The sequence below is a fragment of the Flavobacterium sp. genome, assembly GCF_031423415.1.
GTDB lineage: Bacteria > Bacteroidota > Bacteroidia > Flavobacteriales > Flavobacteriaceae > Flavobacterium.
Genome location: NZ_JANPFL010000183.1, coordinates 1 through 26,676 on the forward strand (window position 1 = coordinate 1; position 26,676 = coordinate 26,676).

Genomic DNA, 26,676 nt, shown 5'->3' on the forward strand with positions numbered 1-26,676 from the left:
TACAATTTTAAGCTCCGATTCAACCAAATCAAGGAACAAATTGTTTTTTGGCTTAATTATTTGTTCAACTTCTATCCTGAAAATAATATTCCTATTTTTGTGGAAATTAAAAATAGCTCTTTTTAAGGGTTGACTAAATAGAATTAAAATAAATTATCATTTCCCTTCACATTAAGCAATATAAAACTTGTCGCCCTTGTGCGGATAAAGTAAATTTGTACTCGAAATTTAGCACAACTATTTTAAATTTTTATGCCTTGAAATCAAATTTATTCAAGTTATTATTCATAGTATTTCCGTTCGTACTTTTAGCACAAACAGTTAAAGAAAAAGATGTCAATCATCAGTTACAAACTTGGGTTTCGCTTAATGGTGTAACTAAATTTAGTGCCCATTGGGCTATTGTTGCCGATGTTCATCTTAGAGCGAATGATTTTTTTCAGGACAACAATTTTTTCCTTTTAAGAGGCGGTATTTCGTATATTCCAAACGCAACATTCTCATTTACGGGTGGCTACGCTCATTTATGGTTGGCACCAAAAAATACCGAGTGGAATACTTTTGCGGATGAAAATAGAGTTTATCAACAGGTTCAGATGAATTCCAAATCAGGAAAGGTAAATATTGTTAACAGAATACGAAACGAGCAACGATGGCAAGAAATAATTATTAATGACCAAGGTTCTGGCAAAAATAAGTTTTCAAACAGAGTGCGGTATTTAATAAGTACTACGATTCCAATTTTTAAGAAAAAAACAGCTCCTTTGCTTGTGGTTTCTGATGAATTATTGATTCAATTTGGCAAAGATATTGTTTATAATACTTTTGACCAAAACCGGTTCTTTGTAGGAATCAAACAAGCCATCAATCCTAAATTGAGTTTCGATTTTGGTTATATGAATGTGTATCAACAAAAATCTAATGGTTATCAGTACGATATGGATCATACCTTGCGACTATTTTTTTACCTGAATTCGAGTGTGGCTCATACAAAATTATAGTTTTAAAAATCACAAAATCGCAGGTTGGTTCTTTTAATAGTCGATGTTTCAAAGTAGTACTTTGACTCTTTTTGTTTTTTAAAGTTTTAATTAGTAAAACATTGACTCCGTGTTGAGTACATTATGGGATTCTTTGAACATAACATTCACGTAGAAAGTCAAACAACCGGCAATCCCAGAAAGTTGTCAAAAGAAGTAAACAAGCCATTATACATTCTCGATTTGCTGCTGATTGTCCTAATTTAAGTACGTAATAACTGTTGACATTACGGAAAGTTTAAGAAAAGTGGAATTTTAAAAAATCTAGTAATTGCAATGATAGAGAGTAATATTGTATTTATTTCAAAACCTAATAATCTAAAAATAATCCTTATGAAAAGAATGGGATATATACTTTGTTTGTTCTTTCTGAATTCTGTTTCGGTGTTTTCGCAACAAGTAGAAGAGCCTATAAAAATTGAGGGAGAAGCACAAGGAACAACTTATCATATCACTTATTTTGATCCTCAAAACAGAGATTTTCAACCAGAAATTGTCCAAATTCTAAAAGATTTTGATTTATCGGTTTCGACTTATATTCCCAATTCAATTATTTCGAGAATCAATTCTAATGAAAAAAATGTTGTAGTTGATAAATACTTTAAAGCGTGTTTCAAGAAAGCTAAGGAAGTGTGGAAAAACACCGATGGTGCTTTCGATCCCACTATTTATCCCTTATCGAACGCTTATGGTTTTGGCCCTAGTAAAAAGCAAAAATTAGATAAATTCAAGATTGACAGCATTCTTCAATTTGTAGGATTTCAATTGATTGAATTAAAAGGAAATACAATAGTCAAGAAAGACTCAAGAGTGGCTCTAGATTTTAACGCATTTGCGCAGGGATATTCTGTTGATGTGGTTTCGGCGTTTTTAACTTCAAAAAAGATAACATCCTATATTGTAGAAATTGGTGGCGAAGTCTATGCCAAAGGACGAAAACCGAATGGGAGTAATTGGACTGTTGGTGTTGAAAAACCCATTGACAACAAGGAATCTGAAAATCCATTAAAGGCGATTGCTAAACTCGAAAACAAAGCCATTGCCACCTCTGGTAATTACCGAAGATTTATAGTGGAAGATGGCGTAAAATATGTACATCACATTGACCCTAAAACAGGCTATCCCACCAAAAATAATTTGCTGAGCGCTTCCCTATTTGCTAAAGATTGCATTTCGTCTGATGCGTATGCAACGGGTGTCTTAGTACTTGGATTGGAGAAAGCAAAAGTCTTTTTGCAGCAGCACCCCGAATTACAAGCTTATTTGATTTATAGTGATGACCAAGGAAAGTATCAGGTATACGAAACTCCGGATATAAAAGCCATCTTGACTGAAGTTGAACAATAAAAAAAGCATCAATCAAAATTGACTGATGCTTTTTTGATGCCTATATAGAAAGTATTATTTGTCTAAAACCACTTTATAATTCGAAGTTCCTTCATTATTAGAGACGTTTATGATGTAAATTCCACTTTCGAATCGGGAAAGATCCATATTTTTTCTAATGCCAGCAGCACTTTGTTCTACTTTCTCCTCATAGACCACTTGTCCCAACATATTCGAAACTTTGATATTTTTTATTTCATTTTTAAATTCAATGTCAAAAATTCCGTTGCTTGGATTTGGATATATAGTAACTTTGGTATTTGGCGAAACATTGTCATTGACGCTTAGTCCTGAGGCAGCCCAATTCATCACGATGGTATTCACATAAGGATCACCGACGGCAGTAGTTATAGCTGATACAGGTCCTTTTGTGAAAGAATAGCTAGAAAGTTCCTGATGATTATTAGATCCTGAATCAACCCAAGTGCTTTCAATCCATACTTTGTAAATTCCATCTGGTACTGTTACTCCATTTGAAGCTCCATTGACGTTTTTACCATCCCAAACAAAGCTCTGAGCACCAAATCCCACTGGAGTGTAGTGTTTTTTCGGGTTGCTCCAGTTGTAGCGTCTGTAATATTTACACCAGTTCCTAATGCGTTTGATGCAACACCTCCGCATTTTCCGGCAAAAGTAGGTAAATGGTCTTTGGTGTTATTTCCGACATAACGCATTTTGGTTTTAATAAAAGCTCCTGCATTGTTTTCGATCCAAACTGCCGTTACACAATATCCTGTATACGATGGTCTAGGAGAAGTAGGCACCGGTTGATTGTATGAGAAAGTCAATGTTCCAGGAGTTTGAGCGGTTACCATTGCTGTAAAGCAAAGTATAAAGGCAAACGGGAGTTGTTTTAGTAATTTTGTTGTCATGATTTTTTTTTAATGTTTAGAATTTGGCAGATTTGGTAGAATTTAATTAAAAAAGACAGTAATTAAGAAGCTCCAAAAAGTATTTTTTTGGAGCTTCATTTACTTATAAATTTAATTGGCAACGAGAATAAAATTCATAGAAATTTTTACGTTTTCGGCGATTTTTCCCTTCACAAGATTTGGAATTTCAATGTTGTAATCTTGCGGCTTCACTGAAATTAAGCTAGTTGCTGTAATTTTGTCTCCATTGAAAACCAGCATCAGTTTTGTTTTAATTTTTTTTGTTACTCCGTGAATGGTTAAATCACCTTCTAAATCGTACGATGATTTGGTAGAGGACAATTTTTTAGCATCAAAATTGGTTATTTTACCTTTGAAATTAGCTTTGGGAAAGGTAGAAGATTCCATGTAATTTTCGTTAAAATGTTCTTCCATTAATGGCGCTTTGAACTTGAATGCCTTTATTAAAGCCAAGGCGGCAAAATTTCCTGTTTCTTCGTCAAGAATGCAAGAAGATGTATTGTTTGTTGCGGCTATTTCTTCGAAAGCAGGCATTGATGCTTCAAATTTTATTTCACCAGATCGGGTCATCATTTTTTGAGAAAAGACCAAGTTTCCTGCAAAAAAGAACACTAATAGAATTATTATTTTTTTCATTTTATATATTTTTTTAGTTAGGGTAATTATTTGAGACCCAAAGTTTGATCATATCTATTGTAGCTTGTGGCATCGCCCCAGATTGTGGCATAACTCTACCACAGGATTGAGATTGATCTATTCGGCAAATTAGACTGCCAGTTTCTGCAGCATCCTTAACCTCAGCAAATGTTTCTAGACTAGGATATTGACCATTAGCAGAATGACAACCGACACATTGTGCCTGAATTACTGGGGCAATATTTTTTGCATAAGTTGGATTGGTAACAATTCCCGAAACTTCTTGTATTGTATTCGATTCACAAGAGGCAATTAATGTGCCATATAATAACACTAAAAATATTTTTAATTTTTTCATAACTATTTAATTTAAAAAACTCTATACATATTAAAACCAAAATAAAGCTGTTTATTTCCATCCCATCTTCCAGATGAATTTGAAAAAACAGTAATATCATTCATAGGTTGACTGTTAGAGAACACTAATTGAAAAACGTGACCTCCTGTTTCAATGTCTAATCCTAACGAAAGAGGATTGTGATATGGCGACGTAAATCCCTCTGCAAGATTTACTCTTGCTGCATATTCAAGGTTTACACTCATACGTTTAGCGATTTTATATCTCGCTCCTGAACCTATAAGAAGTAGATTCTTTTGATCTTCAATACCGTCATACAAATTTTTATGAACCCAAATTGGAGTTAACTCAAACGAAAATTTCTCCGAAAATTTTCTAGAAACTAGCAATTGAGTTGTATACGCCAATCGGTTGTTGAATTTTGCATCTGGGTACAAAACAGTAAACTTGTCACTTCTAATATCCATAGTGTTATAGCCTACAATAGTCACGGGAAAACCATTTTCTAGTTGGTTTGCAAATTTGTATTTTGCTGCCATTTCATAGGTTTTATTATTTCGATGCCTCGAAACTCCTAGCGATAGCCAATTGGTCACTCCATAAATTCCTCCAATTTTGGTCATCGCTTCGTCTAGTCCAAAAAAATTGTCAAAGCCTTTAGTGATATCTCCAAAACGGTGGGAAATCAAAACGTACCATTCACCTTGAGCAGGTAATTTTGTCGATTGCATATTACAAATCTGTAATCCTTTGAAGGCAGCTGGTGTAATCTCTTTTTCGGTTGTTTTTTGGGCATCCAATTGATTCAATAAATCATCTTGTGCGCAGGCAAAGCCGACAGAAAATGTTACAAGTAAAAACGATAATAGGTATTTCATTCTGGTATAGTTTAAATATTAATTTTTAGCTATTTTTCATAATGTATAAAGTTACAACTACTTTAGTTTTTTTTACTAATCTAATTGTCAGTCTTTAGGCAATCTTAAGATACTTTAAGACATTGATCTAATTTTATTTCTCCCATTAAATCATCATAACCAACAACTCTGCCTTTTAAAGTTATTGTCTGGTCTTTTTGGATAGAAGGATCTAATTCTTTCAGGTTGCAAATGATCATGTTGTCGATAATGATTTCATTGCCTGTAATTTTGGTAACAGTTCCTTTAATAACTATCGCTTTTTCTAGATATTTTTTATTAGCCACATCAACATTAGAAGAAAATTCAGTTGTAATGCTTTTTGAAGAAACGGTATACGATGCGTCTTCATTTGAAAGGTTTCTGGCTCCGCCGTGCATTACATAATTATATCCAGCGAAACCTGCAATTCCAATCACTACAATTGCAACAGCGATTATTTTTTTCTTTACGTTCATTTTTGTTTTTTTAATAATTAGAGACTACTAATTTTTCGATAGTTTTTTAGGAATATACACGTAGTGAATTGCCTGTAAGAGTCACATTATATTGTTTTAGATTAGCTGAGCCTGGCCCATTCAGATGAACACCTGTATTGCTATAATTGGCTCCGTGATTTGGACAATGAAATGAATTACTGGATCCCTCATAATTTACATTTGTGCCTTCATGCGTACAAGCTGCAGAAACGGCCAAGAAAGTAGTAGCATTAACTCTCGCAACAACAATTTTGTTGGTTACTAAAAAGCCTTTGTCAACAGCCAATGATCCTGTAGAAATGTCCAAGGTGAAATCTACAGATGTTGGAGCATTACTTGAGCCTTCTTCATCGCTGCTACAACTGGTCGCTAATCCTGAAATACACGTTGGTACTAAAATAGTGGCTGCACCAAAACCAACTTTTGCAAAAAATTCTTTTCGAGTCATAATATCTTTTTTAAACGGGTTCTATCATTAAACAACCTTGATGTGGCTAACCCTACCAAAGTATTGCTAAATTTTTAAATAAAATTTAAAAGAACGATAGTGCGCTTTTTAAAAAAGGCTATTATGGAAAAGATGGGATTAAAAAACCACTCTAAAACTTACATTTGGAGTTCTTTCTAGTGAGTATGTTTTTACTTCTTCAATAGAATTTGTAATTGTATTAATTCGATAATATTCGCTGATTTCATTTTTCTTATTGAATAAGTTTATGATGGATAATCCCAACTTGTATTGCGTTTTATTGGATCCTGCCAATTCGTATGTTGTTGAAAAATTAACTTGAAAGAAATCTTCTATGTGCTTATTATTAGGTGTATTATAGTCAATTGTTGGGTTCGAAGGATTACTTTTATTAATTTCGAAGGTCGAAGGTGTAGTTTCAGGTCTTCCTGAATACCATTTTGAACCTAGAGCTAATTTTAAGTGCTTAAATTCATAAGTTCCAGCCCAAGATATTACGTTGTCCAGCTCAAAATTATTAGAAAACTTTATTTGTTCTATAGTTGGAAAATGATAATTATTATTGTTATACGCATAGCTCAACCAAGTAATGAAATGATTTATTTTCTTTTGTAACAATAGTTCTGTTCCTACAACCACATAATCGCCAATTATGTTTGCAAATTCTAATTGATTTTGAAATCCTTGTGTTGAACTGCTAATTCCACGCACTTGTTTATAGTAATTATCAAAAGTAACGAGCCAATTATTTTTGTTATAAGAGAAACAAATTGATCCTTGTTTGCTTCTTTGTATAGGAATTGTAGCATTGTTTGACAAAATCCAACGTCTTTTTTCTATTCCAAAATAATCTTGTTGGCGGTCAATAATTTGATAACAATTTTGACTTTTAAATTCACCCAAAACTTCTAAGTTTAAACTTCGAGAAATAGAATAATTAAACTGCAATCGCGGTTCAAAAAGATATTTTTTGAATTTTTCAATATAATTAATACGCATTCCTGCATTAAAAAACACTTTGGAAAGAGTATCATTATATTTTGTTTCAACAATAAGAGCGTGTGTGCGCAAAACTTCTTTAATTTGTCTATAAAATATAGGATTACTGACTTTATCCAAATTTGTCGCTCCAACTTCGTTATACTGATAGCCATTATTAATCGTGAATTTTGGACTAATTGTATGGTTGTTTTCTAATTTAATACCATCATCGAACACACTGTTTTCTTGTGTAATGATTTGATTGTTTTGAATTTTATTTTTTTCTGCATCAAGTTCATAGGAAGAAGCAAATACATTGACTTTACTATTGTTTTTAGTGTTCCAATAGTGTTTCCAAGCTAAGTTCCCTCCCTGATTTTTTTGATATAAAACATTGTTTTCCGATTGAAATACGGTGTTTATTGTTGCATTTTGATTAATATGTATTTGGTCATTGATAGTTATTAAATCTAATAAAAGCTGGTCTTTTTGTCCAATTTCCTGCAAATATTTCAGCGTTACATCATAGAATTTAAATTTCTTATCACCATTATAGTCCACGCTTTTAAATGTCGAAAAATTTGTAATTGTGGTGTTCTGGAATGCTTTATTGTAATATTTTTTATATGTCGGTGTTTCAATCAAATCGGTAATCGATTTTCGTGCAGCAATTTCTATAAACCCCTTTTTATTGACGTTAAACTTAGAACAAACATCAAAATTTATCATATTGATTCCTGCACTAAACTTAGCTTTTTCATATCTTTTTGAATCCGAAGAAATATCCACAACGCTTGAAACACTTTCTCCGTAAAACGCGGAACTTCCGTTTTTATATATAGAAATGGTTTGGGCTAGATTGGGGTTAAATGTCGATATTAAACCAAAAAAATGTCCCGTTTGGTACATTTTAATTCCATTCCATAGAAACAAATTTTGGTCGTGAGTGCCACCTCTTACACTGATACTCGATAGACTTTCGTCGGCACTATAAATTCCTGGTATTTGTAACATCGTTTGTAATACATCGGGCTCTATTAAACCAGGTAAAATCCCCAGTCGCTTCGGTTTTACAATAAATGTTCCTTCATTAGTTTTTGAAATTCCCGAAGTCAAAAAGTGATTAGTGGTTACATTGTCAAGTTGTAGCACTTCGACTTCTAGAAGTATTTTAATGCAATTTTTATTTTGTGAATCTGGAATTAGAAAAATTTGAGTTTCAAAACCGAGGTGACTAATTTCTATTTCCAAGGCATTTTCTTTGGGAAGCTCAAAATATCCTTTATTATTAGTTACCGTACTTTTGCCATTTAGTAAATGAATATTTGCACCTTCTTGTGGCAAATTGTCATTTTTGGAAAACACGTAACCACAAACCATTTCGACCTTGACTTTTTTAGAAATATTTACATATTTATTGTTTAAATTTTCTAACAGGAGATTGGTTTTTTTTTGAATATCATTCAGTTTTTCTTCCAAAGTAGATTGGGAATTTGGAGGAATTATTTTAATTTCTGCAATGTCGGATTCGATATAATTAAAGGTAATATGATGTTTTGTTTCGATAGATTGCAATACCTTTTTTAAAACAATTGCTTTGCTTCTATCCTGAGCCGAAAGCGTCAGGGTAAAAACAAAGCAAAAAAATAAAAAGTAATTATGTTTTTTAGAAAACATTTATTTTTTTTCGAAAATTATGGTGTTGGGATCAATTTTTTTGATTTCTAAATTATAGGTTGTTGCAATAATTTCAAGGGCAATATCGAGATTGTCAGTCGGAATTTTTCCAGTAAACAATTCGTTTGAAAGCCCAGATTTAATGCTAATGTTTACATTATATTGTCGTTGAATTTCATCTGTAATATTAGGCAATTTTTCTTTATAAAGATCAATTTTATTTTCAAGCCATTCTGGTTTAGCTGAAGTTGCTTTTGCATTGACTTGTTTTTCATTTTCAAAAGAAACACTTTGTCCGTGAGTCAAAATAATTTCTTTGTATTTGTAATTTACCTTTACTCGTCCTTCAAAACAAGTAATATCAAATCTATTTTTTCTAGCTTTTACATTAAATTGCGTACCAAGAACCGCTACTTTGCCTAAGCTGGTTTTAACTTCAAATTTTTCTCCTTTGGCAACTTTAAAGTAAGCCTCACCATGTAATTCAAGGTTTCTATTCTTTTTCCAATTCCATTTTTTATATTCAATTTCGGAGCCAGCATTTAAAACGACTTCGGAGTTGTCAGGAAGCAAAAAAGAGGTTCTTTTGCCGTTAGAAGCAAATTGATTTTGAGTGGTGAAATTTTGCATTGCCACTGTAATTCCTAATGCAATAAGCAAAATAGCGGCGACTCTAAACATCCAATTTTTATGCAAAGGAATAGTTTTAACAGTGTCTTTTTTATGGCTCAGCACTTTTTCTAAAGCTTGGGTTTCATCAAAATCGCCAACTTTTAATTGAGCAGAATAGATTTTAATTTTTTCATACGCATCAAAATCTGGATCAGCTTTGAATTCGGCTAATTCCGCCTCGGTCAATTCGTCATTTAGCCATTTTGATAAGTTGTAATTTTTTTCCATTATCTTCGATTTATATGTATAAAACAAGTTATCTATTTTTTACCCTACTTAAAGTCGATTGTTTTTCGAAGTTCAACTAAAGCGAGATGGATTCTTTTTTCGACAGCTTTAACGCTAATTTTCAATTCATCAGCGATTTCACTGTATTTTTTGCCGTCAATGCGGTGCATTAAAAAAGCAATTCTTTGCGTTTCATTCAAGTCTTCAATAGCTTTTAAAAGTTTGGTTTTGAACTGTTTTTCTTCTAAAATATATTCTGGATTTTCATTCGTTTTGTCTAAGCCAGTAAAATTATTTTCAAATTGAAGCACCACTTTTTGATGCTTAATTTCGTTTAATGAACTGTTATTGGCAATAGTATAAAGATAAGATTTGGCTTTTTCGATAGGAACAGCAGCACAGTTTTGCCAAAGTTTAATAAATGCTTCCTGCACCAAATCTTCTGCTTGTTCTTTATTTCCATATTTATAAAAAAGAAAGTTGCGAAGCGATTTTGAGTGAGTTTTAAAAAATGATGAAAAAATAATTTCATCACAAGTATCTGAATTGTAGTTATTTGACATTTTAATTGTGCGGTTTGGACTTCGCAAATATATATTTAATTTTCACTTAAGTAGGGTAAAAGTAAAGTAAATTGTTTAATAAGGATACATGCAAACTTAATCTTTGCTTAGAAAATCCTAACGCGGCTTTAATCGTGTAACAATAGATTCATTTTTAGGAAAAAAGGTATTATTTTCGTAACGTTATAAATCACAATATTATTACAACAAATGTCGAATCTGTTCAAAATAAATAAATTTCAATTTCATTACTTTTGATAAAAACACTACCATGTTAATTTTCAAAAAACAGTTGTACCATTTAGCGATAATGAGTGTGTTTCTACTTTTTTCTTGTCAAAGTGAACAGGAAGAACAATCGTATAACACACAGGAAACGATTACCAAATCTTCTCCATTGACTTCTTATTTGCAAAGGCTAACGATGGTAAAAACCACAGAAGATAACTTGATAGACAACTCCAGTTATTGTAAAGTAAAATTGCCTTACCAAGTAACTGTAAATACTGCAACTATCGCCATTAATTCTGCTGATGATTATCAAAAAGTAGTGGAAAACATCAATGCTTATTCTAATGATAATGATATCGTAAAAATAAATTTTCCTGTAACCATGATTTATTACAATTACTTGGAAAAAGTAATAGCAACTCAGTCAGATTTTGATTCTCTATTAACGTATTGGGCTGCGCAACCAAATCTTTTATTCAAAATTAATTGCGTTAAAATTATTTTTCCGATAACAATTAATATTTACAATAGTGCTAATCAAATAGCAAGTTCGATTTCGATTACAAATGATCAAGTGTTTTTTAACTTTATAAAAAATTTAAATGATAGTCAATACATCGCAATTGATTATCCTATTTTATTAACGGATAACAATAATCATACGTTATCAATAGCAAACAATTCTCAACTTGAAAATGCAATAAAGTATGCCCTTGACACCTGTCCCGAAAACATAAATCCAACGCTTGATTTCTCGCAAATACTCAAAACCCACTCTTGGAAAATATCATATTACTATGATGAATATGAAAAAACAGCATTGTATAATGACTATGTTTTTGTTTTTAAAAGTGATAATTCTGCCACAGCAACAAAATATGGTGTCACAGTAAGCGGTCAATGGGAAACTAAAACTGAAAATGGTGTTACAAAATTCAGAATAAGTTTTAGTCCTGATTTGCTTCACGAATTGGATGAACAGTGGAAAGTTTTTGAATTTAATAATTCCCAACTGCGGTTTAGAAAAGAAGAGAGTAGTAAGGACAATCATTACCTTTATTTTGAAAAACAATAAATTTTGGATTCTTATTCCTTCTAATTCCAGTCAATTCGGCTGGTTTTTTTATTGAAAATTCTCTAAATTTTACTAGTTTGTGACTTTGAGACTTTACAACTTTAGCTTATATTTGCAACTCATCAAAAGATATTTACCATTATGTTCGATAATTTAAGCGATAAATTAGATAAAGCCTTTCATATACTTAAAGGCCACGGAAAAATAACCGAAGTCAACGTTGCCGAAACCCTAAAAGAAGTACGTCGTGCTTTATTGGATGCTGATGTCAACTTCAAAATTGCCAAAGATTTTACCACTAAAGTAAAAGAAAAAGCAATTGGTCAAAACGTATTAACCACACTACAACCAGGGCAATTATTAGTAAAATTAGTCAAAGACGAACTAACCGAATTAATGGGTGGTGATGTAGCTGGAATTAATCTTTCTGGAAACCCATCCGTTATTTTGATGTCGGGTTTGCAAGGTTCTGGTAAAACTACATTTTCCGGTAAACTTGCGAATTATTTAAAAAATAAGAAAGGAAAAAAGCCACTTTTGGTCGCTTGTGATATTTACCGTCCTGCAGCTATTCAGCAATTGTATGTAGTTGGAGATTCAATGGCTGTTGAAGTATATTCAGAACCTGAAAATAAAAATCCTGTCGAAATTGCTCAAAACGCTATCAAGCATGCTAAAGCCAATGGTTTCAATGTGGTGATTGTCGATACAGCAGGTCGTTTAGCCGTTGATGAGGCGATGATGACAGAAATTTCAAATGTTCACAAAGCAATCAATCCTCAAGAAACTTTGTTTGTAGTTGATGCAATGACGGGTCAAGATGCTGTAAATACCGCCAAAGCGTTTAATGATATTTTGAATTTTGATGGAGTAATTTTAACCAAATTAGATGGCGATACTCGCGGTGGAGCTGCCATTTCGATTAAAACGGTAGTAAATAAACCCATAAAATTTGTTGGAACAGGCGAGAAAATGGACGCCATCGATGTGTTCTATCCAGAACGTATGGCAGAGAGAATCCTCGGAATGGGAGATGTGGTGTCTTTGGTAGAAAAAGCGCAAGAACATTATGATGAAGAAGAAGCTAGAAAAATTCAAAAGAAAATCGCCAAAAATGAATTTGGTTTTGATGATTTCCTTTCCCAAATTCAGCAAGTGAAGAAAATGGGTAATATGAAAGACTTGGTAGGAATGATTCCCGGAGCTTCAAAAGCGATGAAAGATGTCGAAATAGAGGACGATGCGTTCAAACATATCGAAGCGATTATTCATTCAATGACCCCAAAAGAAAGATCAAAGCCTGTGATAATCGATGTGAAACGAAAAGCAAGAATTGCCAAAGGATCAGGTACAAAAGTCGAACAAGTGAATCAATTGATGAAACAGTTTGAGCAAATGAGTAAAATGATGAAGATGATGCAAGGCCCAGGCGGGAAGAATATGATGAAAATGATGGGGAATATGAAAGGAATGCCAGGTGGAATGCCGGGAATGAGATAGTATTCAGATTGCAGATTGTAGATTTCAGATTGCAGTGAACAAAAAAACAACAAACCATAAACTATAAACAGTTTTTATGCAACTACTAGACGGAAAAAAAACATCAGAAGACATTAAAAACGAAATTGCTGCCGAAGTTCAAAAAATGAAAGCCGATGGTCAAAAAGTGCCTCATTTGGCTGCCGTTATTGTTGGAACTAACGGTGCGAGTTTGACTTATGTTGGAAGTAAAGTAAAGTCTTGTCAGCAAATTGGTTTCGAATCAACTTTAGTGGCTTTGCCTGAGACTATTTCGGAAGAAGATTTATTATACAAAATCAAGGAACTCAACGAAGATGATAACTTGGATGGTTATATCGTTCAATTGCCTTTGCCAAAACATATCGACGAGCAAAAAATCTTGATGGCAATTGATCCTGACAAAGATGTCGATGGTTTTCATCCGGCCAATTTTGGAAAAATGGCTTTGGAAATGGAAACATTTTTACCAGCAACTCCTTATGGAATAATGGAGTTATTAGAACGTTACAAAGTAGAAACAGCAGGAAAACATACCGTAGTTATTGGGCGTAGCCATATTGTGGGAAGACCAATGAGTATTTTGATGAGCCGTAAGGGTTATCCCGGAGATTCAACAGTAACGTTGACGCACAGTAGAACCAAAAATATTGAAGAATATACCAAAAACGCCGATATTATCATAACCGCTCTTGGGGTTCCCAATTATTTGAAAGCCGATATGGTAAAAGATGGCGTAGTAGTAATCGACGTAGGAATCACTAGAGTAGAAGATGCTTCACACCCGAAAGGATATGTAATCACTGGCGATGTAGATTTTGCAAGTGTAAGTCCTAAATCCTCTTTCATCACTCCAGTTCCAGGTGGAGTTGGGCCAATGACCATTGCAATGTTATTGAAAAATACATTATTAGCACGTAAAATTAGAAGTAGAAAATAATACCAGTAATATTTATAAAATAGTCCATAAGTTTATGGTATAATGCCGATATAGTATGAAAATAGTTCAATTTTATTGGACTATATTGACCCGAGTCCGCCGCGGCGGACGAACAGGCGAAGCAATACATAATCGGTATAAATACTTTTTGATATTTTTATCAAAGTAAATTATACTTTTATTTTATTTAAAATTTAACAAGCAAAGATATGAAAAGAAGATCCTTTTTAACGGCTACAACTTTAGCTACAGTCGGAATCGCAGCACTATTAGTTGAAGGTTGTGTCGATACTAAAAAAAATAGTGATGATGAGAACGTCACTTCTTCAAGTGAATTTGAACTTGATGAAGAAACCATAAGTGGTTTGCAAGAAAAGTTAGCTTCTGGTAAATATACATCAGAACAATTAGTGTCTTTGTATCTAAAACGAATTGAAGATATTGATAAAAAAGGTATCGAGCTGAATTCGATTATTGAAGTTAATCCAGATGCTGGTTCAATAGCAAAGCAAATGGATAACGAAAGAAAAGATGGAAAAGTTAGAGGTTCATTGCACGGCATTCCAGTTGTCATAAAAGACAATATTGATACTGCTGATAAAATGCAAACAACTGCCGGTGCATTGGCAATGAATGGAAATATTGCTTCGAAAGATGCTTTCATTGTAAAAAAATTACGTGATGCCGGTGCCATAATTATTGGCAAAACTAATTTAAGCGAATGGGCTAATTTTCGCTCCACACAATCCAGTTCTGGATGGAGCAGTAGAGGCGGTCAAACCAAGAATCCTTATATTTTAGATCATAATCCGTGTGGTTCTAGTGCAGGTTCTGGCACTGCAGTAGCTGCAAACCTTTGTGTTGTTGCCGTGGGAACCGAAACCGATGGTTCCGTTGTTTGCCCAGCTTCCGTAAACGGAATCGTTGGAATTAAACCAACCGTTGGATTGGTAAGCCGATCAGGAATCATTCCAATTTCAAAAACTCAGGATACTGCTGGACCAATGGCAAGAACAGTGAAAGATGCAGCCATTTTATTGGGTGTTCTTGCTGGAATTGATCAATCTGATGCTATAACAAACGAAAGTAAAGGAAAATTTTTAGCTGATTATACTCCATTTTTAGATTCGAATGCGTTGAAAGGGAAACGCATTGGAATTGAAAAGAAACCGCAAGGAAAAAATCAATTTATTAATGTGCTTTTTTCCAAAGCAATTGATATCCTAAAACAAAAAGGTGCTACCATTATTGAAATCGACTACATAGATAAAATTAATGCATTTGGCGAAGCTGAATTTGAAGTTTTGCAATATGAATTTAAAGACGGATTAAACCAATATTTAGCTAGCGCAAACGCCAAGGTTAAAACTTTAAAGGATGTAATTGATTTTAATGTAGCGAATGAAGATGAAGCAATGCCCTATTTTAAACAGGAAACTTTGGAAAGTTCCAATTTAAAATCTGGACTTCTGGATAAAAAATATGTCGATTCGCTAGATAAAAGCCACAATAGCAGCAAGAAAATTTTGGATGCTGTTTTTTATGAAAACAAATTGGATGCCATATGTGGAATCACAATGGGACCAGCTTGTAGTATAGACACGATTTATGGCGATCGTTGGGGAGACTATTCTTTGACAATGCCTGCTGCAATCAGTGGTTATCCTCATATAACAGTTCCTGGGGGAAAAGTATATGATTTACCAGTTGGTTTTTCCTTTTTTGGAATAGCTTACAGCGAACCCAAACTGATTGGAATGGCGTACGCTTACGAACAAGCTGCAAAAAACAGAGAGAAACCGGTATTTAAAAAATCATTTTTGTAGTTGATTTTTGTTTTGAATAAACCCAACTACCTTTTCAATCACCTCAGTATTTCCTAATATTTTGCGATGTCCTAATCCCTCGGTTAGGAATAATTCTCCGTTTTTTAGGTGTTTGTGAATGTGAATTGCTGCTGTTACTGGGACTTCGGTATCGTTTTTATCGTGAATTACTAAAACGGGGATATCTGTTTCCATTGCTGCTTTATAGGCAGAATAATCATCAATTTCAACATTATACTTTTTTTCAAAATGCAAGCGTAATTGTTTACTTGCAGTTGGTTTTAATTCTAATTTTGCCGCAAAGTCGTCTAATATATCTTGAACAACATCACCACTTCCTATAATTGCTAATTGGTTTATTGCCAATCCCATTTTTGTGGCTTTTAATAATGACATTCCTCCTAAAGAATGACCGACAGCGGCTTCAAAAGGGCCAAATTGTCTCTCAATTTCTAATATTGTTGCAACAAATTCGGATATTATGGTGGTTTTCCCAGGAGATTTGCCGTGTGCTGCAGCATCAAAACTGATGGTGGAATATCCAGCTTTTAACAATTCATCGACGATTTTGAAAAGTTGCGTTCCTCGTCCTGACCATCCGTGTGATAGCAAAATTTTCTTCTCGCTATTGCCATATAAATAAGTCATTACCTTTTTATTGATAGATGGAATTTCAATTAATTTTTGAATGCTTTTGCTCTCCATTTCCAATTCCCTTTTTGGAGTGCCATGTTTTATGGGTGTTGTGAATAATTTTGCTGAAAACAGGACTGATAATTTTGGCGAAATTGAAGCAATAATTTTACTAAACAGCACTATAAGTTTAGGAATTTTCAATGATTGCTTATGATTTGAAGTTTTTTTTGGCATTTTAATAAATTTTCACTTGGTTTGTTATTTGCTAGATAATTTTACTACATTTAGAAAGATAAATATAACATTTTTATTTATTTAATTGTACCTATATCGATAGCGTAATAAGTAACATGAAAATTGTTTTAATAGCATTATTTTTATATAACATCGAATAGACTAAAAAATTAGAATGGAAATAGTTCACATTGCAGCAGAATGTTATCCAGTAGCAAAAGTGGGAGGATTAGCTGACGTTGTAGGTGCGTTGCCAAAATATCAGAGTGAAGCAGGACATCTTGTAAGGGTGGTAATCCCTCATTATGATACAAAATTCATCAATGACAATCAATTTGATTTTGTTTATTCGGGTTTTGTGAAATTAGGAAATTTTAATTTTCCTTTCGATATTCTAAAAGAAAAAACATCAATATTAGGATTTGAATTGTATTTGGTTCAAATTTCAGAGCTCTTTGACAGAAAAGAAGTTTACGGTTATGAAGATGATACAGAACGATTTTTATCATTTCAAATCGCTTGTTTAAATTGGATTAATTCCCGCGCAACTTTTCCGGATATTATTCATTGCCACGATCATCATACGGGATTAATTCCGTTTATGATGCAATATGCGAATAAATACGAGAAATTAAGAAATGTTCAAACCGTAATTACTATTCATAATGCGATTTATCAAGGGCAGTTTGGTTTTGATAAGTTGTATTATTTGCCAGAGTTTGATTTGTCGAAAGTCACAGTTTTAGAATGGGATAATAAAATTAATTCCTTGGCAACAGCAATAAAATGTGCGTCGGCAGTTTCGACTGTTTCGCCAAATTTTTTGAATGAAGTCAATAATTTTGGCTACGGATTAGAATCTTTATTTAACTTTGTTAGACATAAATCGAGAGGGATTTTGAATGGAATTGACACCGAAGTTTGGAATCCAGAACAGGATAAAATGATATTTGCCAATTATTCAATTAAAAGTGTAGAAAAGGGAAAACAGCAAAATAAAGAGAAATTGTGTAGCCAATTTAATTTAGATCCAACAAAACCGCTTTTTAGTTTTATAGGAAGATTATTAGATGAAAAAGGAGCCGATTTATTGCCACACGCGGCAGCATCGGCCTTGTCTGAAAATTTTAGGGATATTAATATTTTAATTTTAGGCTCAGGAAATGCAGCAATAGAAAATCAATTGAGTCATTTAGTAACGAGCTTCAAAGGGAATTACAATTTTTTCATTGGGTATAACGAGGAATTAGCCCATCAAATGTATGCGGGTTCTGATTTTTTGTTGATGCCATCCAGAGTAGAACCTTGCGGTTTGAATCAGATGTATTCCTTTAGATACGGAACCATTCCGATTGTAAGAAGGACTGGCGGATTAAAAGATACGGTGACTGATATTGGAGATAATGGAAATGGAATTTGCCACGATCAGGCATCTATTGTAGATATTTGTTATTCGATTCAAAGAGCTGTAAAGCTGTATAAAGACAAAAAAAGATTTAAAAATATTCGAAAAATAGGAATGACTATTGACCACTCTTGGGAAAGGGTTTGTCAAGAATATATAGAAATGTACCATTTAAAAACCAACATGAAATGAAACCAAAAAAGAAAAATGTTATTGCAATTATTCTCGGTGGAGGACAAGGATCGAGATTATATCCATTGACGGAATCCCGTTCTAAACCCGCTGTGCCAATCGGAGGAAAATATAGATTGGTCGATATTCCGATTTCGAATTGTATGAATTCAGATATTTACCGAATTTTCGTATTAACTCAATTCAATTCAGCTTCACTGAATGCACACATCAAGAATACGTATCATTTTAGTATTTTCGGTCAGGCATTTGTCGATATTTTGGCGGCAGAACAGACTCCTCATAACGGTGGTTGGTTTCAAGGTACTGCAGATGCTGTGAGACAATGTATGCCTCATTTCTTAAATCATGATTTTGATTATGCATTAATTCTTTCAGGAGATCAATTGTATCAAATGGATTTGAACGAAATGATTGATGAACATGTAAGAAATGAAGCCGATATATCTATTGCTACCTTACCTGTAAACGCAAAAGATGCTCCCGAATTTGGAATTTTAAAAACCAATTCTGAGAGTTTTATTGAATCTTTTATAGAAAAACCTGCCGCGGCACTCTTGCCGGAATGGGAATCGGAAGTGAGCGATCAGATGAAAAGCGAAGGAAAATTATATTTGGCTTCGATGGGGATATATATCTTTAACAAAAAATTCTTGCTAGACGTGATGTCCGATACCAGCACCAAAGATTTTGGTAAAGAAATTATGCCACAAGCCGTAGGACATAAGAAAATATTTAGCTATCAATACGAAGGATACTGGACTGATATTGGTAATATTGATTCATTTTTCGAAGCAAATATTGGATTAACTGACGATGTACCGCAATTCAACTTATTCGATGATGATAATAAAATATTTACTCGTCCTAGATTATTACCACCAACAAAATTCAAAAATACAACCATCGATAAATCTATTATGGCCGATGGTTGTATCATCAATGCTAAAGAAATCGTGCGGTCGGTAGTTGGAAATCGCGCTCGTATTGGTGCTGATTCTGTTATTCATAATACCTATGTTATGGGTAATGATTTTTACCAAAGTATTGATCAAATGAAAAATGATTCGACTAACAACAAACAATTAGTGGGCATTGGCGAAAGATGTTATATCAACAATGCTATTGTCGACAAAAATTGTAGAATTGGAAATGATGTTTATATCAATGGTGGGAAGCATTTAGAGGATAAATCCAATGAATTATATATGATTAAACAAGGCATTGTCGTTATCAAAAAAGGAGCAATTATCCCTGACAATTTTACTATAAAATAAGGTATTGTTCAAAATTATGTAACTATAAACTTTTTAGAATTTTTTTAAAATTAGAAAATGCAGAATCAAACCAGAATTGTAATCGAAAATGTGATGCCTCAACTTGATGGTGGAGTCAATCCGATAAAGAGAATAGTAAACCAAAATGTTAATGTAAGCGCAGATGTATTTTCAGACGGTCACGATGTCATTGAATGTTGTGTTAAATTCAAGAATGAAAATGACACAAAATGGCAAGAAGTAAGGATGCAACCCACAGAAAATGATCGTTGGAACGCCAGTTTTAAAGTAGAAAAACAAGGATATTATACCTATTTTGTAGAAGGTTGGGTAGATTATGCTTTGAACTGGCAACACGGAACACTTCGCAAAATTCAGGATAACCAATATGTAAAATCTGAATTATTAGAAGGTGCTGAATATGTTCAAGCTATTTTAGATGTAGTCGATGCACACGAAAAAGATTATTTGAATACTTTGATTCATTATTTTACCACTGAACACGAATACGATAATGCCATTCGTGAAGCAACTTCTCCACATTTGAATTACCTTTTCAAGAAACATCCAAAACGTTTTTTAGAAAATAAATCATCAGATTTAAAAGTTTACGTCGATAGAAAAAAGGCATTATTTAGCACTTGGTATGAATTTTTCCCGCGTTCAGCCTCTTCCGAAGAAGGAAAACATGGAACTTTCAAAGATTGCGAAAGGTTGTTGCCAAGAGTAGCTTCGATGGGTTTTGACACTTTGTATTTTCCGCCAATACATCCTATTGGTGAAGTGAATCGAAAAGGAAAAAACAATGCTACTAATGCAGAACCTGGCGATGTGGGTTCGCCTTGGGGAATTGGTTCACAATACGGTGGACATAAATCTACTCATCCAGAATTAGGAAGTATCGAAGATTTCAAATCATTGGTCAAAAAAGCCAAAGAATTAGGAATCGAAGTCGCAATGGATTATGCCTTACAAGCTGCTCCAGATCATCCTTATGTCAAAGATTTTCCGCAATGGTTCAAATGGCGCCTCGATGGAACCGTGCAATATGCCGAAAATCCGCCGAAAAAATACCAAGATATCCAACCCATTTACTTTGAAAGCAGTGATTGGAAAAATCTTTGGAAAGAATTATTAGACGTAGCTCTTTTTTGGATCGAAGAATGTGATGTTAAAATTTATAGAGTCGATAATCCGCATACTAAGCCTTTTTATTTTTGGGGTTGGTTGATTGGTGAAATCAAGAAAAAACATCCTGATGTATTGTTCTTGGCCGAAGCTTTTACCCGTCCAAAAATTATGAATGAATTAGCTAAGCAAGGATTTACGCAGTCTTATACTTATTTCACTTGGCGAAGTTCTAAACACGAATTGACAGAATATGTCGAAGAATTGACAAAATCCGATCAAAAAGAATTTTACCGTCCTAACTTTTGGCCTAATACTCCAGATATTAATCCAGGACATTTGCAACACGGAAATGAATCTATTCATCTTCAACGCTATTTCTTGGCAGCAACATTAAGTTCAAGTATTGGAATTTACGGTCCAGTTTTCGAATATCAAATTTCAACTCCATTGGCTCCGGGAAAAGAAGAATATTTGAATTCTGAAAAATATGAATTTATTAAATGGGATTGGGAAAAGCAAAATAAAATTATTACTATAATTAGTAGGATTAACAAAATCAGAAAAGAGCACGAATCTTTACAACAAACCAATAATATTGTTTTTTGTGCCACTAATAATGATAAGGTAATGGCTTATTATAAATTTGATGATGAAAAACAGGATGAAACATTAATGGTTGCAAGTTTAGATTCAAATTATACTTCTCAATCTATGGTGCTTCTTCCTCAAGAGTTATTGAATAAGCTTCCCTTACGAATCACGGATTTAATCACAGGGAATAGTTATATTTGGGAAAAGGAGTGGAATTTCGTGGAGATTTCGCCAGATTTACCTTTCCATTTATTTAAAGTTGAGCGATAATAGTATTTTTTTTAACCGCATAGTAAAATTTGTAAACTAATAATATAAAATCATTTTTTAGCCTGTACTGAGCGAAGTCGAAGTGTGGTTTAAATTTTTAATAATAATTAAGCTTAAAAACTAATATTTCTATGTGGTTTAAAAAATCAAAAAACATTGAACTACAAAATAATAAAAAGAAACAAGATGAACGACGATGATTTTCAAAATCCATTTGTTTTTAAAACAGATTGGAATAATGCTTTTGAAGACAAGGAATTTGTAAAAGTATTTTCTTCGGATATTCTTGAGAATTATATCATCAATAAACGTTGGTATGGTGGCAAAGCAAGTACATTAAAGTACATTGAAGTAGTTGATTTTTTCAAAATTTCTTCAAAAACAAATACCTATTTTGGCGTTTTGCTCGAAGTCAATTTCAAGGAAGCTTTTTATCAGCATTATTTTATGCCGATAGCTTTTATGCCTAAAGATAAGCTGGATACCAACACCATAATTGCTCCTGTGAATATGAACGGGAAAGCTGGATTTCTTGTCGATGCTTTGCACCAAGAAGACTTCAAAAAATTAATGTTTGACAAAATTGTTAGTTCTAAAGAAAAATCAGATTCAATAGTTAAATTTCACAAAGGCGAAAAACTAGAAGAAAAGGAATATAAAAGTTCCAAATTTATGGGAGTGGAACAAAGTAATACTTCTATAATTTACAATGGTACATTAGTTTTAAAAATTTTTAGGCGAATCTATATCAGCATGAATCCCGATTATGAAATTAGTCGTTTTCTTACCGAAAGAATGGATTTTAAGAATTCACCAGCCTACATGGGAAGTATAAGTGTAGTTTTAACCGACGGGAATATCACTCTGGGTTTAATGCAAGAATTGGTTCCCAATCAAGGCGATGCTTGGAAATTTATGTTGGACGAAGTAGATAATATTTTTGATAATCTAAAGCATAAAAAAATCAATATCAATAAATTACCCGATATTGAATTGTTCAAAAGATTAAAAATTAATGAAGTTCCGCATGAAATAATCGATTGGGCTGGACTGAGTATTTTTATGAGAATCCAAAAGTTGGCTACACGAACTGCCGAAATGCACATCGCTTTAGGAAGTGATGTTCACGAAACCGCTTTTACACCAACAACTTATAATGGAGATTACACGGTTTGGCTTAAAAACAGATTAACGTATCAGTTTCAAAACCGATTGAATATTCTCGAAAATAACCTTCATAAACTCGATGGATTGGCTCTTGAATTAGCCAATCAGTTTTTGGATCACAAAAAAGAAATTCGAAAATTATTTCTGGATTTCGATTGGACTAAAATGAAATCAGAACGAATTCGAATTCACGGTGATTATCATTTGGGTCAGGTTTTGGTCAACGGAGACGATTTTTGTATCCTAGATTTTGAAGGCGAGCCCGAAAGTACCATTCGAGACCGAAAAGTAAAACAACCACCTTTAAAGGATGTTGCTGGAATGTTTCGCTCTTTTCATTATGCTATTTACGCAACGATTTTCAACAATAAAGAAAAATATCCTTATGAGCAAGAAGAGCTGTTTAAGGCTGGCGAAATTCTGTTCAAATATTTTGTAGGTGTATTTCTTCAAACCTATACTGATGTCGCTCAAGGTGAAAACTTGAACATTGGTTACCGAAAAGAAATCGATTTTTTACTGAAATATTGTTTGCTCGAAAAAGCAATTTATGAACTGGGATATGAACTCAATTCGAGACCACGCTGGGCTGTAATTCCTTTGACCGGAATTTTTAGTATTATGGAGTTTGGCAAAAAATAATTTAACAACCCTATCAAGGTTTCAAAGCCTGATAGCATTAAAAAGTATAATAAATTTTCTATTGAGTTGGAAAAAATAAAAGAATAAAACATAAAATTTAATTCAATTAATAAAATCCGCGTTTGAAATCCGTTTCATTCGCGTTCAAAAAAAACAAAAATGAACAAAGTACAACCTTATTCTCTTTTTACCGATTTTGATATTGATTTATTCAAAGCCGGAAAACACTTCAGATTATATGAAAAACTTGGCGCACATCTTCTGGAAGTTGATGGTGTGAAAGGCGTATATTTTGCCGTTTGGGCACCATCGGCTCGATCTGTTTCTGTGGTTGGGGATTTCAATTATTGGATTCAGGGAGATCATCAATTGCAAGTGCGCTGGGATTCCTCAGGAATTTGGGAAGGATTTATTCCTGGAATAGAAAAGGGAACGACCTATAAGTATAAAATCCAATCTAACAATGGTGGAGTTATTACCGAAAAAGCCGATCCATTTGCGCTGTATTGCGAACATCCACCGCATACTGCGTCAGTAGTTTGGGATTTGGATTACCAATGGAAAGACAAAAAATGGATGGAAACCCGTAAAGAAAAAAATGATTTAGACAAACCCTACTCGGTTTATGAAGTGCATTTGGGTTCTTGGAAACGCAATGCCGAAGGTGAATTTTTGACTTATCTAGAATTGGCTGTGGACTTGGTAGCTTATATAAAAGAAACTGGTTTCACACACGTCGAGTTCATGCCTATAATGGAATATCCTTATGATCCGTCTTGGGGATATCAATTAGTTGGTTATTTTGCACCGACTTCCCGTTTTGGAACGCCACAGGATTTTATGGTTTTGGTCGATAAATTGCACGAAGCTGGAATTGGAGTAATTCTGGATTGGGTTCCGTCACATTTTCCAGAAGATGCACACGGACTGGGATTTTTTGATGGTTCTAATCTTTTCGAACACCCTGATCGTAGAAAAGGCTATCATCCTGATTGGAAAAGTTTAGTTTTTAATTACGGACGAAATGAAGTACGTGCGTTCTTGATAAGTAATGCCATTTTTTGGTTGCAACATTATCACGTCGATGGACTTCGAGTGGATGCGGTAGCTTCGATGTTGTATTTGGATTATTCCAGAGAAGAAGGAGAATGGGAACCTAATATTTTTGGTGGAAGAGAAAATCTGGATACCATAAGTTTCTTGAAAGAATTTAATGAAGCGGTTTATTCCAGTTTTGAAGGCGTACAGACTATTGCCGAAGAAAGTACTTCTTTCCCTATGGTTTCTCGTCCAACATTTGCAGGAGGATTAGGTTTCGGAATGAAATGGATGATGGGTTGGATGCACGATACTTTGCAGTATTTTCAAAAAGAAACGGTGTATCGAAAATACCATCAAAACGATTTAACTTTTGGAATGACTTATGTTTTTTCTGAAAATTTTATGTTGCCACTTTCTCATGACGAAGTAGTTTATGGAAAAAAATCTATTGCAGGAAGAATGCCCGGTGACGAATGGCAGAAATTTGCCAATTTAAGATTGCTTTATGGCTATATGTTTATGCACCCAGGAACAAAATTATTGTTTATGGGAAGTGAATTTGGACAAAGTGCCGAGTGGAATTTTGAAGGAAGTTTAGACTGGCATTTATTGCAATATGATTTTCATGAAGGGGTCAAAAAAGCCTTAACCGACTTGAATACTTTGTATAAAACACAACCAGCATTGCACGAAAAACAATTCAGTCCAGAAGGTTTCGAATGGATTAATTATTCGGATCATCAAAACGCAGTGATGACTTTTATCCGAAAAGGAATTAATTCAAAAGATGATGTAATTGTGGTTTGTAATTTCACCCAAGTAATTCGTCAAAAGTATCGTATTGGCGCACCTAAAAAAGGAAAACTAATAGAAATTTTTAATAGTGACGATGCTATTTACGGTGGAAGTGGTGTGAAAAACACAAATAAATTAACCGTTGAAGCATTCCCTTACGACGGAAGAGATTATTCAATTGAATTGCTTTTGCCACCTTTGAGTGTTACGGTTTATAAATATTAGTTTCTAATTATTAGGCAATAATTCTCCAAAAATATTGATACTTTTTGATTTTATTCTGTAAATTAAGATTTCATATTAGTTGTATTTTTGTTAAATATTTAAAATCATATTTATGAAAAAGTATTCATTATTAGCAGGAATGTGCGCATTAGGATTGTTTTTTTCGTGTGCTACAAATCCATTCACAGGAAAACAAAGTTTAAATTTTGTGTCTAATAGTCAATTATTCCCATCGTCTTTTCAGCAATACGGAACTTTTTTGAAAGAAAATAAGGTTATTGTGGGAACTACAGACGCTAGACGAGTAGAAAACGTTGGTATGAAAATCAAAGCCGCTGCGGAACGCTGGTTAAAAGCTAACGGATATGCAGAATATCTTAACGGCTATCAATGGGAATATAAACTAATAGAAAATAAAGAAGTCAATGCATGGTGTATGCCAGGTGGTAAAATTGTTGTGTATTCGGGGATTTTACCTGTGACAAAAGACGATGCGGGATTAGCTACCGTAATGGGACACGAGGTTTCGCACGCGTTGGCGAATCATGGTGCTCAAAGAATGAGCGCATCTCAATTGCAACAACTTGGAGCAGTAGGTGTAGCCGTAGCCACAGGAAGTAAAAGTGCAGAGCAGCAACAAATGTGGCAACAATATTACGGACTTGGTTCTCAAGTAGGAGTGATGCTTCCTTTTAGTAGAAACCATGAAACCGAAGCCGATAAAATAGGATTGACACTTATGGCAATTGCAGGTTATAATCCTGATTTGGCGATATCATTTTGGGAAAGAATGTCTGCAAGTAGTAGTGGAAATAAACCACCTGAATTTCTTAGCACGCACCCAGCCGATGCAACGAGAATTGCTAATTTACGAAGGTTAATCCCAGAAGCGAAAGCTGAAGCTTTAAAGTTTGGCGTTATTTTTAAATAGTGGCCAAAGAATTTATGTTTTAATACAAAAAATAGCTTTAACACTATTTCAAAGCATTCGACTAAATATAACGAAAACCAAATACAAAATTTACTTTTCAATTTATCTAAAAAAAAGCTGTATTTTTATTAATGTGGCTTTTTTAATTATACAAGTGAGTAAGTTAATATAAGCTTGATAGTCTGCAAATAGAGTTATTTTCGAATAGATTAACTAGTCATTCCTTAAAAATGAATTAACAATTTGATTG

23 protein-coding genes are annotated in these 26,676 nt (G+C 33.6%); 12 read left to right on the top strand and 11 right to left on the bottom strand.

Translation table 11 applies throughout. The annotated features are described in order from the left end of the window. Positions 1-257: 257 nt before the first annotated feature. Complete coding sequence (locus tag RMO83_RS15400) at positions 258-1,001, top strand: DUF2490 domain-containing protein (protein WP_310560588.1); 744 nt, start codon at positions 258-260, stop codon at positions 999-1,001. Between the two features lie 372 nt (positions 1,002-1,373). Continuing rightward, the gene (locus RMO83_RS15405; RefSeq protein ID WP_310560589.1) at positions 1,374-2,387 is read left to right on the top strand and encodes an FAD:protein FMN transferase; all 1,014 of its coding nucleotides are present in this window, start codon (positions 1,374-1,376) and stop codon (positions 2,385-2,387) included. A 54-nt stretch (positions 2,388-2,441) separates the two neighbouring features. Here the strand turns inward: RMO83_RS15405 and RMO83_RS15410 are convergent, their stop codons facing one another. From RMO83_RS15410 to RMO83_RS15455, 10 genes are all read right to left on the bottom strand, one after another. Beyond that, complete coding sequence (locus RMO83_RS15410) at positions 2,442-2,957, bottom strand: T9SS type A sorting domain-containing protein (RefSeq protein WP_310560590.1); 516 nt, start codon at positions 2,955-2,957, stop codon at positions 2,442-2,444. After that, complete coding sequence (locus RMO83_RS15415; protein ID WP_310560591.1) at positions 2,891-3,298, bottom strand: hypothetical protein; 408 nt, start codon at positions 3,296-3,298, stop codon at positions 2,891-2,893. Before RMO83_RS15415 ends, RMO83_RS15410 begins: the two co-directional genes overlap by 67 nt. 111 nt (positions 3,299-3,409) lie before the next feature. Beyond that, positions 3,410-3,955 (bottom strand): YceI family protein, encoded by a 546-nt coding sequence (locus tag RMO83_RS15420; protein ID WP_310560592.1) that lies wholly within the window; start codon positions 3,953-3,955, stop codon positions 3,410-3,412. 13 nt (positions 3,956-3,968) lie between these two features. After that, complete coding sequence (locus RMO83_RS15425) at positions 3,969-4,313, bottom strand: hypothetical protein (protein WP_310560593.1); 345 nt, start codon at positions 4,311-4,313, stop codon at positions 3,969-3,971. Between the two features lie 11 nt (positions 4,314-4,324). Beyond that, complete coding sequence (locus RMO83_RS15430; RefSeq protein WP_310560594.1) at positions 4,325-5,191, bottom strand: DUF5777 family beta-barrel protein; 867 nt, start codon at positions 5,189-5,191, stop codon at positions 4,325-4,327. A gap of 104 nt (positions 5,192-5,295) precedes the next feature. Then, a complete protein-coding gene (locus RMO83_RS15435) occupies positions 5,296-5,688 on the bottom strand; it encodes an OB-fold protein (RefSeq protein ID WP_310560595.1) in 393 nt (130 codons plus the stop codon). Positions 5,689-5,734: 46 nt separating this feature from the next. Beyond that, positions 5,735-6,157, bottom strand: coding sequence for a Rieske (2Fe-2S) protein (locus tag RMO83_RS15440; protein ID WP_310560596.1), 423 nt, complete (start codon positions 6,155-6,157; stop codon positions 5,735-5,737). Between the two features lie 138 nt (positions 6,158-6,295). Beyond that, positions 6,296-8,836: a TonB-dependent receptor gene (locus RMO83_RS15445; protein WP_310560597.1), complete on the bottom strand. Its 2,541-nt coding sequence runs from the start codon at positions 8,834-8,836 to the stop codon at positions 6,296-6,298. Beyond that, complete coding sequence (locus RMO83_RS15450) at positions 8,837-9,736, bottom strand: FecR family protein (RefSeq protein ID WP_310560598.1); 900 nt, start codon at positions 9,734-9,736, stop codon at positions 8,837-8,839. Positions 9,737-9,780: 44 nt separating this feature from the next. Continuing rightward, the gene (locus tag RMO83_RS15455) at positions 9,781-10,299 is read right to left on the bottom strand and encodes a sigma-70 family RNA polymerase sigma factor (RefSeq protein ID WP_310560599.1); all 519 of its coding nucleotides are present in this window, start codon (positions 10,297-10,299) and stop codon (positions 9,781-9,783) included. A gap of 271 nt (positions 10,300-10,570) precedes the next feature. Between RMO83_RS15455 and RMO83_RS15460 the strand changes: the two genes are divergently transcribed. The 4 genes from RMO83_RS15460 (at position 10,571) to RMO83_RS15475 (ending at position 15,889) form a co-directional block, all read left to right on the top strand. Further along, positions 10,571-11,605, top strand: coding sequence for a hypothetical protein (locus RMO83_RS15460; RefSeq protein ID WP_310560600.1), 1,035 nt, complete (start codon positions 10,571-10,573; stop codon positions 11,603-11,605). Between the two features lie 141 nt (positions 11,606-11,746). Beyond that, positions 11,747-13,105, top strand: a complete 1,359-nt coding sequence (ffh, locus tag RMO83_RS15465) for a signal recognition particle protein (protein ID WP_310560601.1) — start codon at positions 11,747-11,749, stop codon at positions 13,103-13,105. Positions 13,106-13,181: 76 nt separating this feature from the next. Then, positions 13,182-14,063 (top strand): tetrahydrofolate dehydrogenase/cyclohydrolase catalytic domain-containing protein, encoded by an 882-nt coding sequence (locus tag RMO83_RS15470; RefSeq protein WP_310560602.1) that lies wholly within the window; start codon positions 13,182-13,184, stop codon positions 14,061-14,063. A gap of 209 nt (positions 14,064-14,272) precedes the next feature. Further along, entirely contained in the window at positions 14,273-15,889 is a 1,617-nt protein-coding gene (locus RMO83_RS15475) for an amidase (RefSeq protein ID WP_310560603.1), read from the top strand. Here RMO83_RS15475 and RMO83_RS15480 read toward each other — a convergent pair. After that, entirely contained in the window at positions 15,878-16,759 is an 882-nt protein-coding gene (locus RMO83_RS15480; protein WP_310560604.1) for an alpha/beta hydrolase, read from the bottom strand. The two genes, RMO83_RS15475 and RMO83_RS15480, sit on opposite strands and share 12 nt — an antisense overlap. 175 nt (positions 16,760-16,934) lie before the next feature. On the opposite strand from RMO83_RS15480, the gene RMO83_RS15485 reads away from it, so the two are divergent. The 6 genes from RMO83_RS15485 (at position 16,935) to RMO83_RS15510 (ending at position 26,426) form a co-directional block, all read left to right on the top strand. Further along, entirely contained in the window at positions 16,935-18,356 is a 1,422-nt protein-coding gene (locus tag RMO83_RS15485; RefSeq protein WP_310560605.1) for a glycogen synthase, read from the top strand. Continuing rightward, on the top strand, positions 18,353-19,633 hold the full coding sequence (locus RMO83_RS15490) for a glucose-1-phosphate adenylyltransferase (protein ID WP_310560606.1): 1,281 nt from the start codon (positions 18,353-18,355) through the stop codon (positions 19,631-19,633). The genes RMO83_RS15485 and RMO83_RS15490 overlap by 4 nt, the downstream gene beginning before the upstream one ends. A gap of 57 nt (positions 19,634-19,690) precedes the next feature. Beyond that, positions 19,691-21,625 carry an alpha-1,4-glucan--maltose-1-phosphate maltosyltransferase gene (locus RMO83_RS15495; RefSeq protein ID WP_310560607.1) on the top strand — a complete coding sequence of 645 codons (1,935 nt, stop codon included), beginning with the start codon at positions 19,691-19,693 and terminating at the stop codon, positions 21,623-21,625. Between the two features lie 186 nt (positions 21,626-21,811). Next, the gene (locus RMO83_RS15500; protein WP_310560608.1) at positions 21,812-23,434 is read left to right on the top strand and encodes a trehalose synthase; all 1,623 of its coding nucleotides are present in this window, start codon (positions 21,812-21,814) and stop codon (positions 23,432-23,434) included. A gap of 159 nt (positions 23,435-23,593) precedes the next feature. Then, positions 23,594-25,495, top strand: a complete 1,902-nt coding sequence (gene glgB / locus RMO83_RS15505) for a 1,4-alpha-glucan branching protein GlgB (RefSeq protein WP_310560609.1) — start codon at positions 23,594-23,596, stop codon at positions 25,493-25,495. A gap of 112 nt (positions 25,496-25,607) precedes the next feature. After that, complete coding sequence (locus RMO83_RS15510) at positions 25,608-26,426, top strand: M48 family metallopeptidase (protein ID WP_310560610.1); 819 nt, start codon at positions 25,608-25,610, stop codon at positions 26,424-26,426. Positions 26,427-26,676: the final 250 nt, after the last annotated feature.

Coding starts and splice junctions, on each gene's coding strand:
- RMO83_RS15430 (WP_310560594.1), bottom strand. CDS start 5,191: ATGAAATACCTATTATCGTTTTTACTTGTAACATTTTCTGTCGGCTTT.
- RMO83_RS15500 (WP_310560608.1), top strand. CDS start 21,812: ATGAACGACGATGATTTTCAAAATCCATTTGTTTTTAAAACAGATTGG.
- RMO83_RS15415 (WP_310560591.1), bottom strand. CDS start 3,298: ATGACAACAAAATTACTAAAACAACTCCCGTTTGCCTTTATACTTTGC.
- ffh (WP_310560601.1), top strand. CDS start 11,747: ATGTTCGATAATTTAAGCGATAAATTAGATAAAGCCTTTCATATACTT.
- RMO83_RS15480 (WP_310560604.1), bottom strand. CDS start 16,759: ATGCCAAAAAAAACTTCAAATCATAAGCAATCATTGAAAATTCCTAAA.
- RMO83_RS15425 (WP_310560593.1), bottom strand. CDS start 4,313: ATGAAAAAATTAAAAATATTTTTAGTGTTATTATATGGCACATTAATT.
- RMO83_RS15470 (WP_310560602.1), top strand. CDS start 13,182: ATGCAACTACTAGACGGAAAAAAAACATCAGAAGACATTAAAAACGAA.
- RMO83_RS15405 (WP_310560589.1), top strand. CDS start 1,374: ATGAAAAGAATGGGATATATACTTTGTTTGTTCTTTCTGAATTCTGTT.
- RMO83_RS15485 (WP_310560605.1), top strand. CDS start 16,935: ATGGAAATAGTTCACATTGCAGCAGAATGTTATCCAGTAGCAAAAGTG.
- RMO83_RS15475 (WP_310560603.1), top strand. CDS start 14,273: ATGAAAAGAAGATCCTTTTTAACGGCTACAACTTTAGCTACAGTCGGA.
- RMO83_RS15510 (WP_310560610.1), top strand. CDS start 25,608: ATGAAAAAGTATTCATTATTAGCAGGAATGTGCGCATTAGGATTGTTT.
- RMO83_RS15490 (WP_310560606.1), top strand. CDS start 18,353: ATGAAACCAAAAAAGAAAAATGTTATTGCAATTATTCTCGGTGGAGGA.
- RMO83_RS15435 (WP_310560595.1), bottom strand. CDS start 5,688: ATGAACGTAAAGAAAAAAATAATCGCTGTTGCAATTGTAGTGATTGGA.
- glgB (WP_310560609.1), top strand. CDS start 23,594: ATGAACAAAGTACAACCTTATTCTCTTTTTACCGATTTTGATATTGAT.
- RMO83_RS15495 (WP_310560607.1), top strand. CDS start 19,691: ATGCAGAATCAAACCAGAATTGTAATCGAAAATGTGATGCCTCAACTT.
- RMO83_RS15450 (WP_310560598.1), bottom strand. CDS start 9,736: ATGGAAAAAAATTACAACTTATCAAAATGGCTAAATGACGAATTGACC.
- RMO83_RS15445 (WP_310560597.1), bottom strand. CDS start 8,836: ATGTTTTCTAAAAAACATAATTACTTTTTATTTTTTTGCTTTGTTTTT.
- RMO83_RS15455 (WP_310560599.1), bottom strand. CDS start 10,299: ATGTCAAATAACTACAATTCAGATACTTGTGATGAAATTATTTTTTCA.
- RMO83_RS15460 (WP_310560600.1), top strand. CDS start 10,571: ATGTTAATTTTCAAAAAACAGTTGTACCATTTAGCGATAATGAGTGTG.
- RMO83_RS15440 (WP_310560596.1), bottom strand. CDS start 6,157: ATGACTCGAAAAGAATTTTTTGCAAAAGTTGGTTTTGGTGCAGCCACT.
- RMO83_RS15420 (WP_310560592.1), bottom strand. CDS start 3,955: ATGAAAAAAATAATAATTCTATTAGTGTTCTTTTTTGCAGGAAACTTG.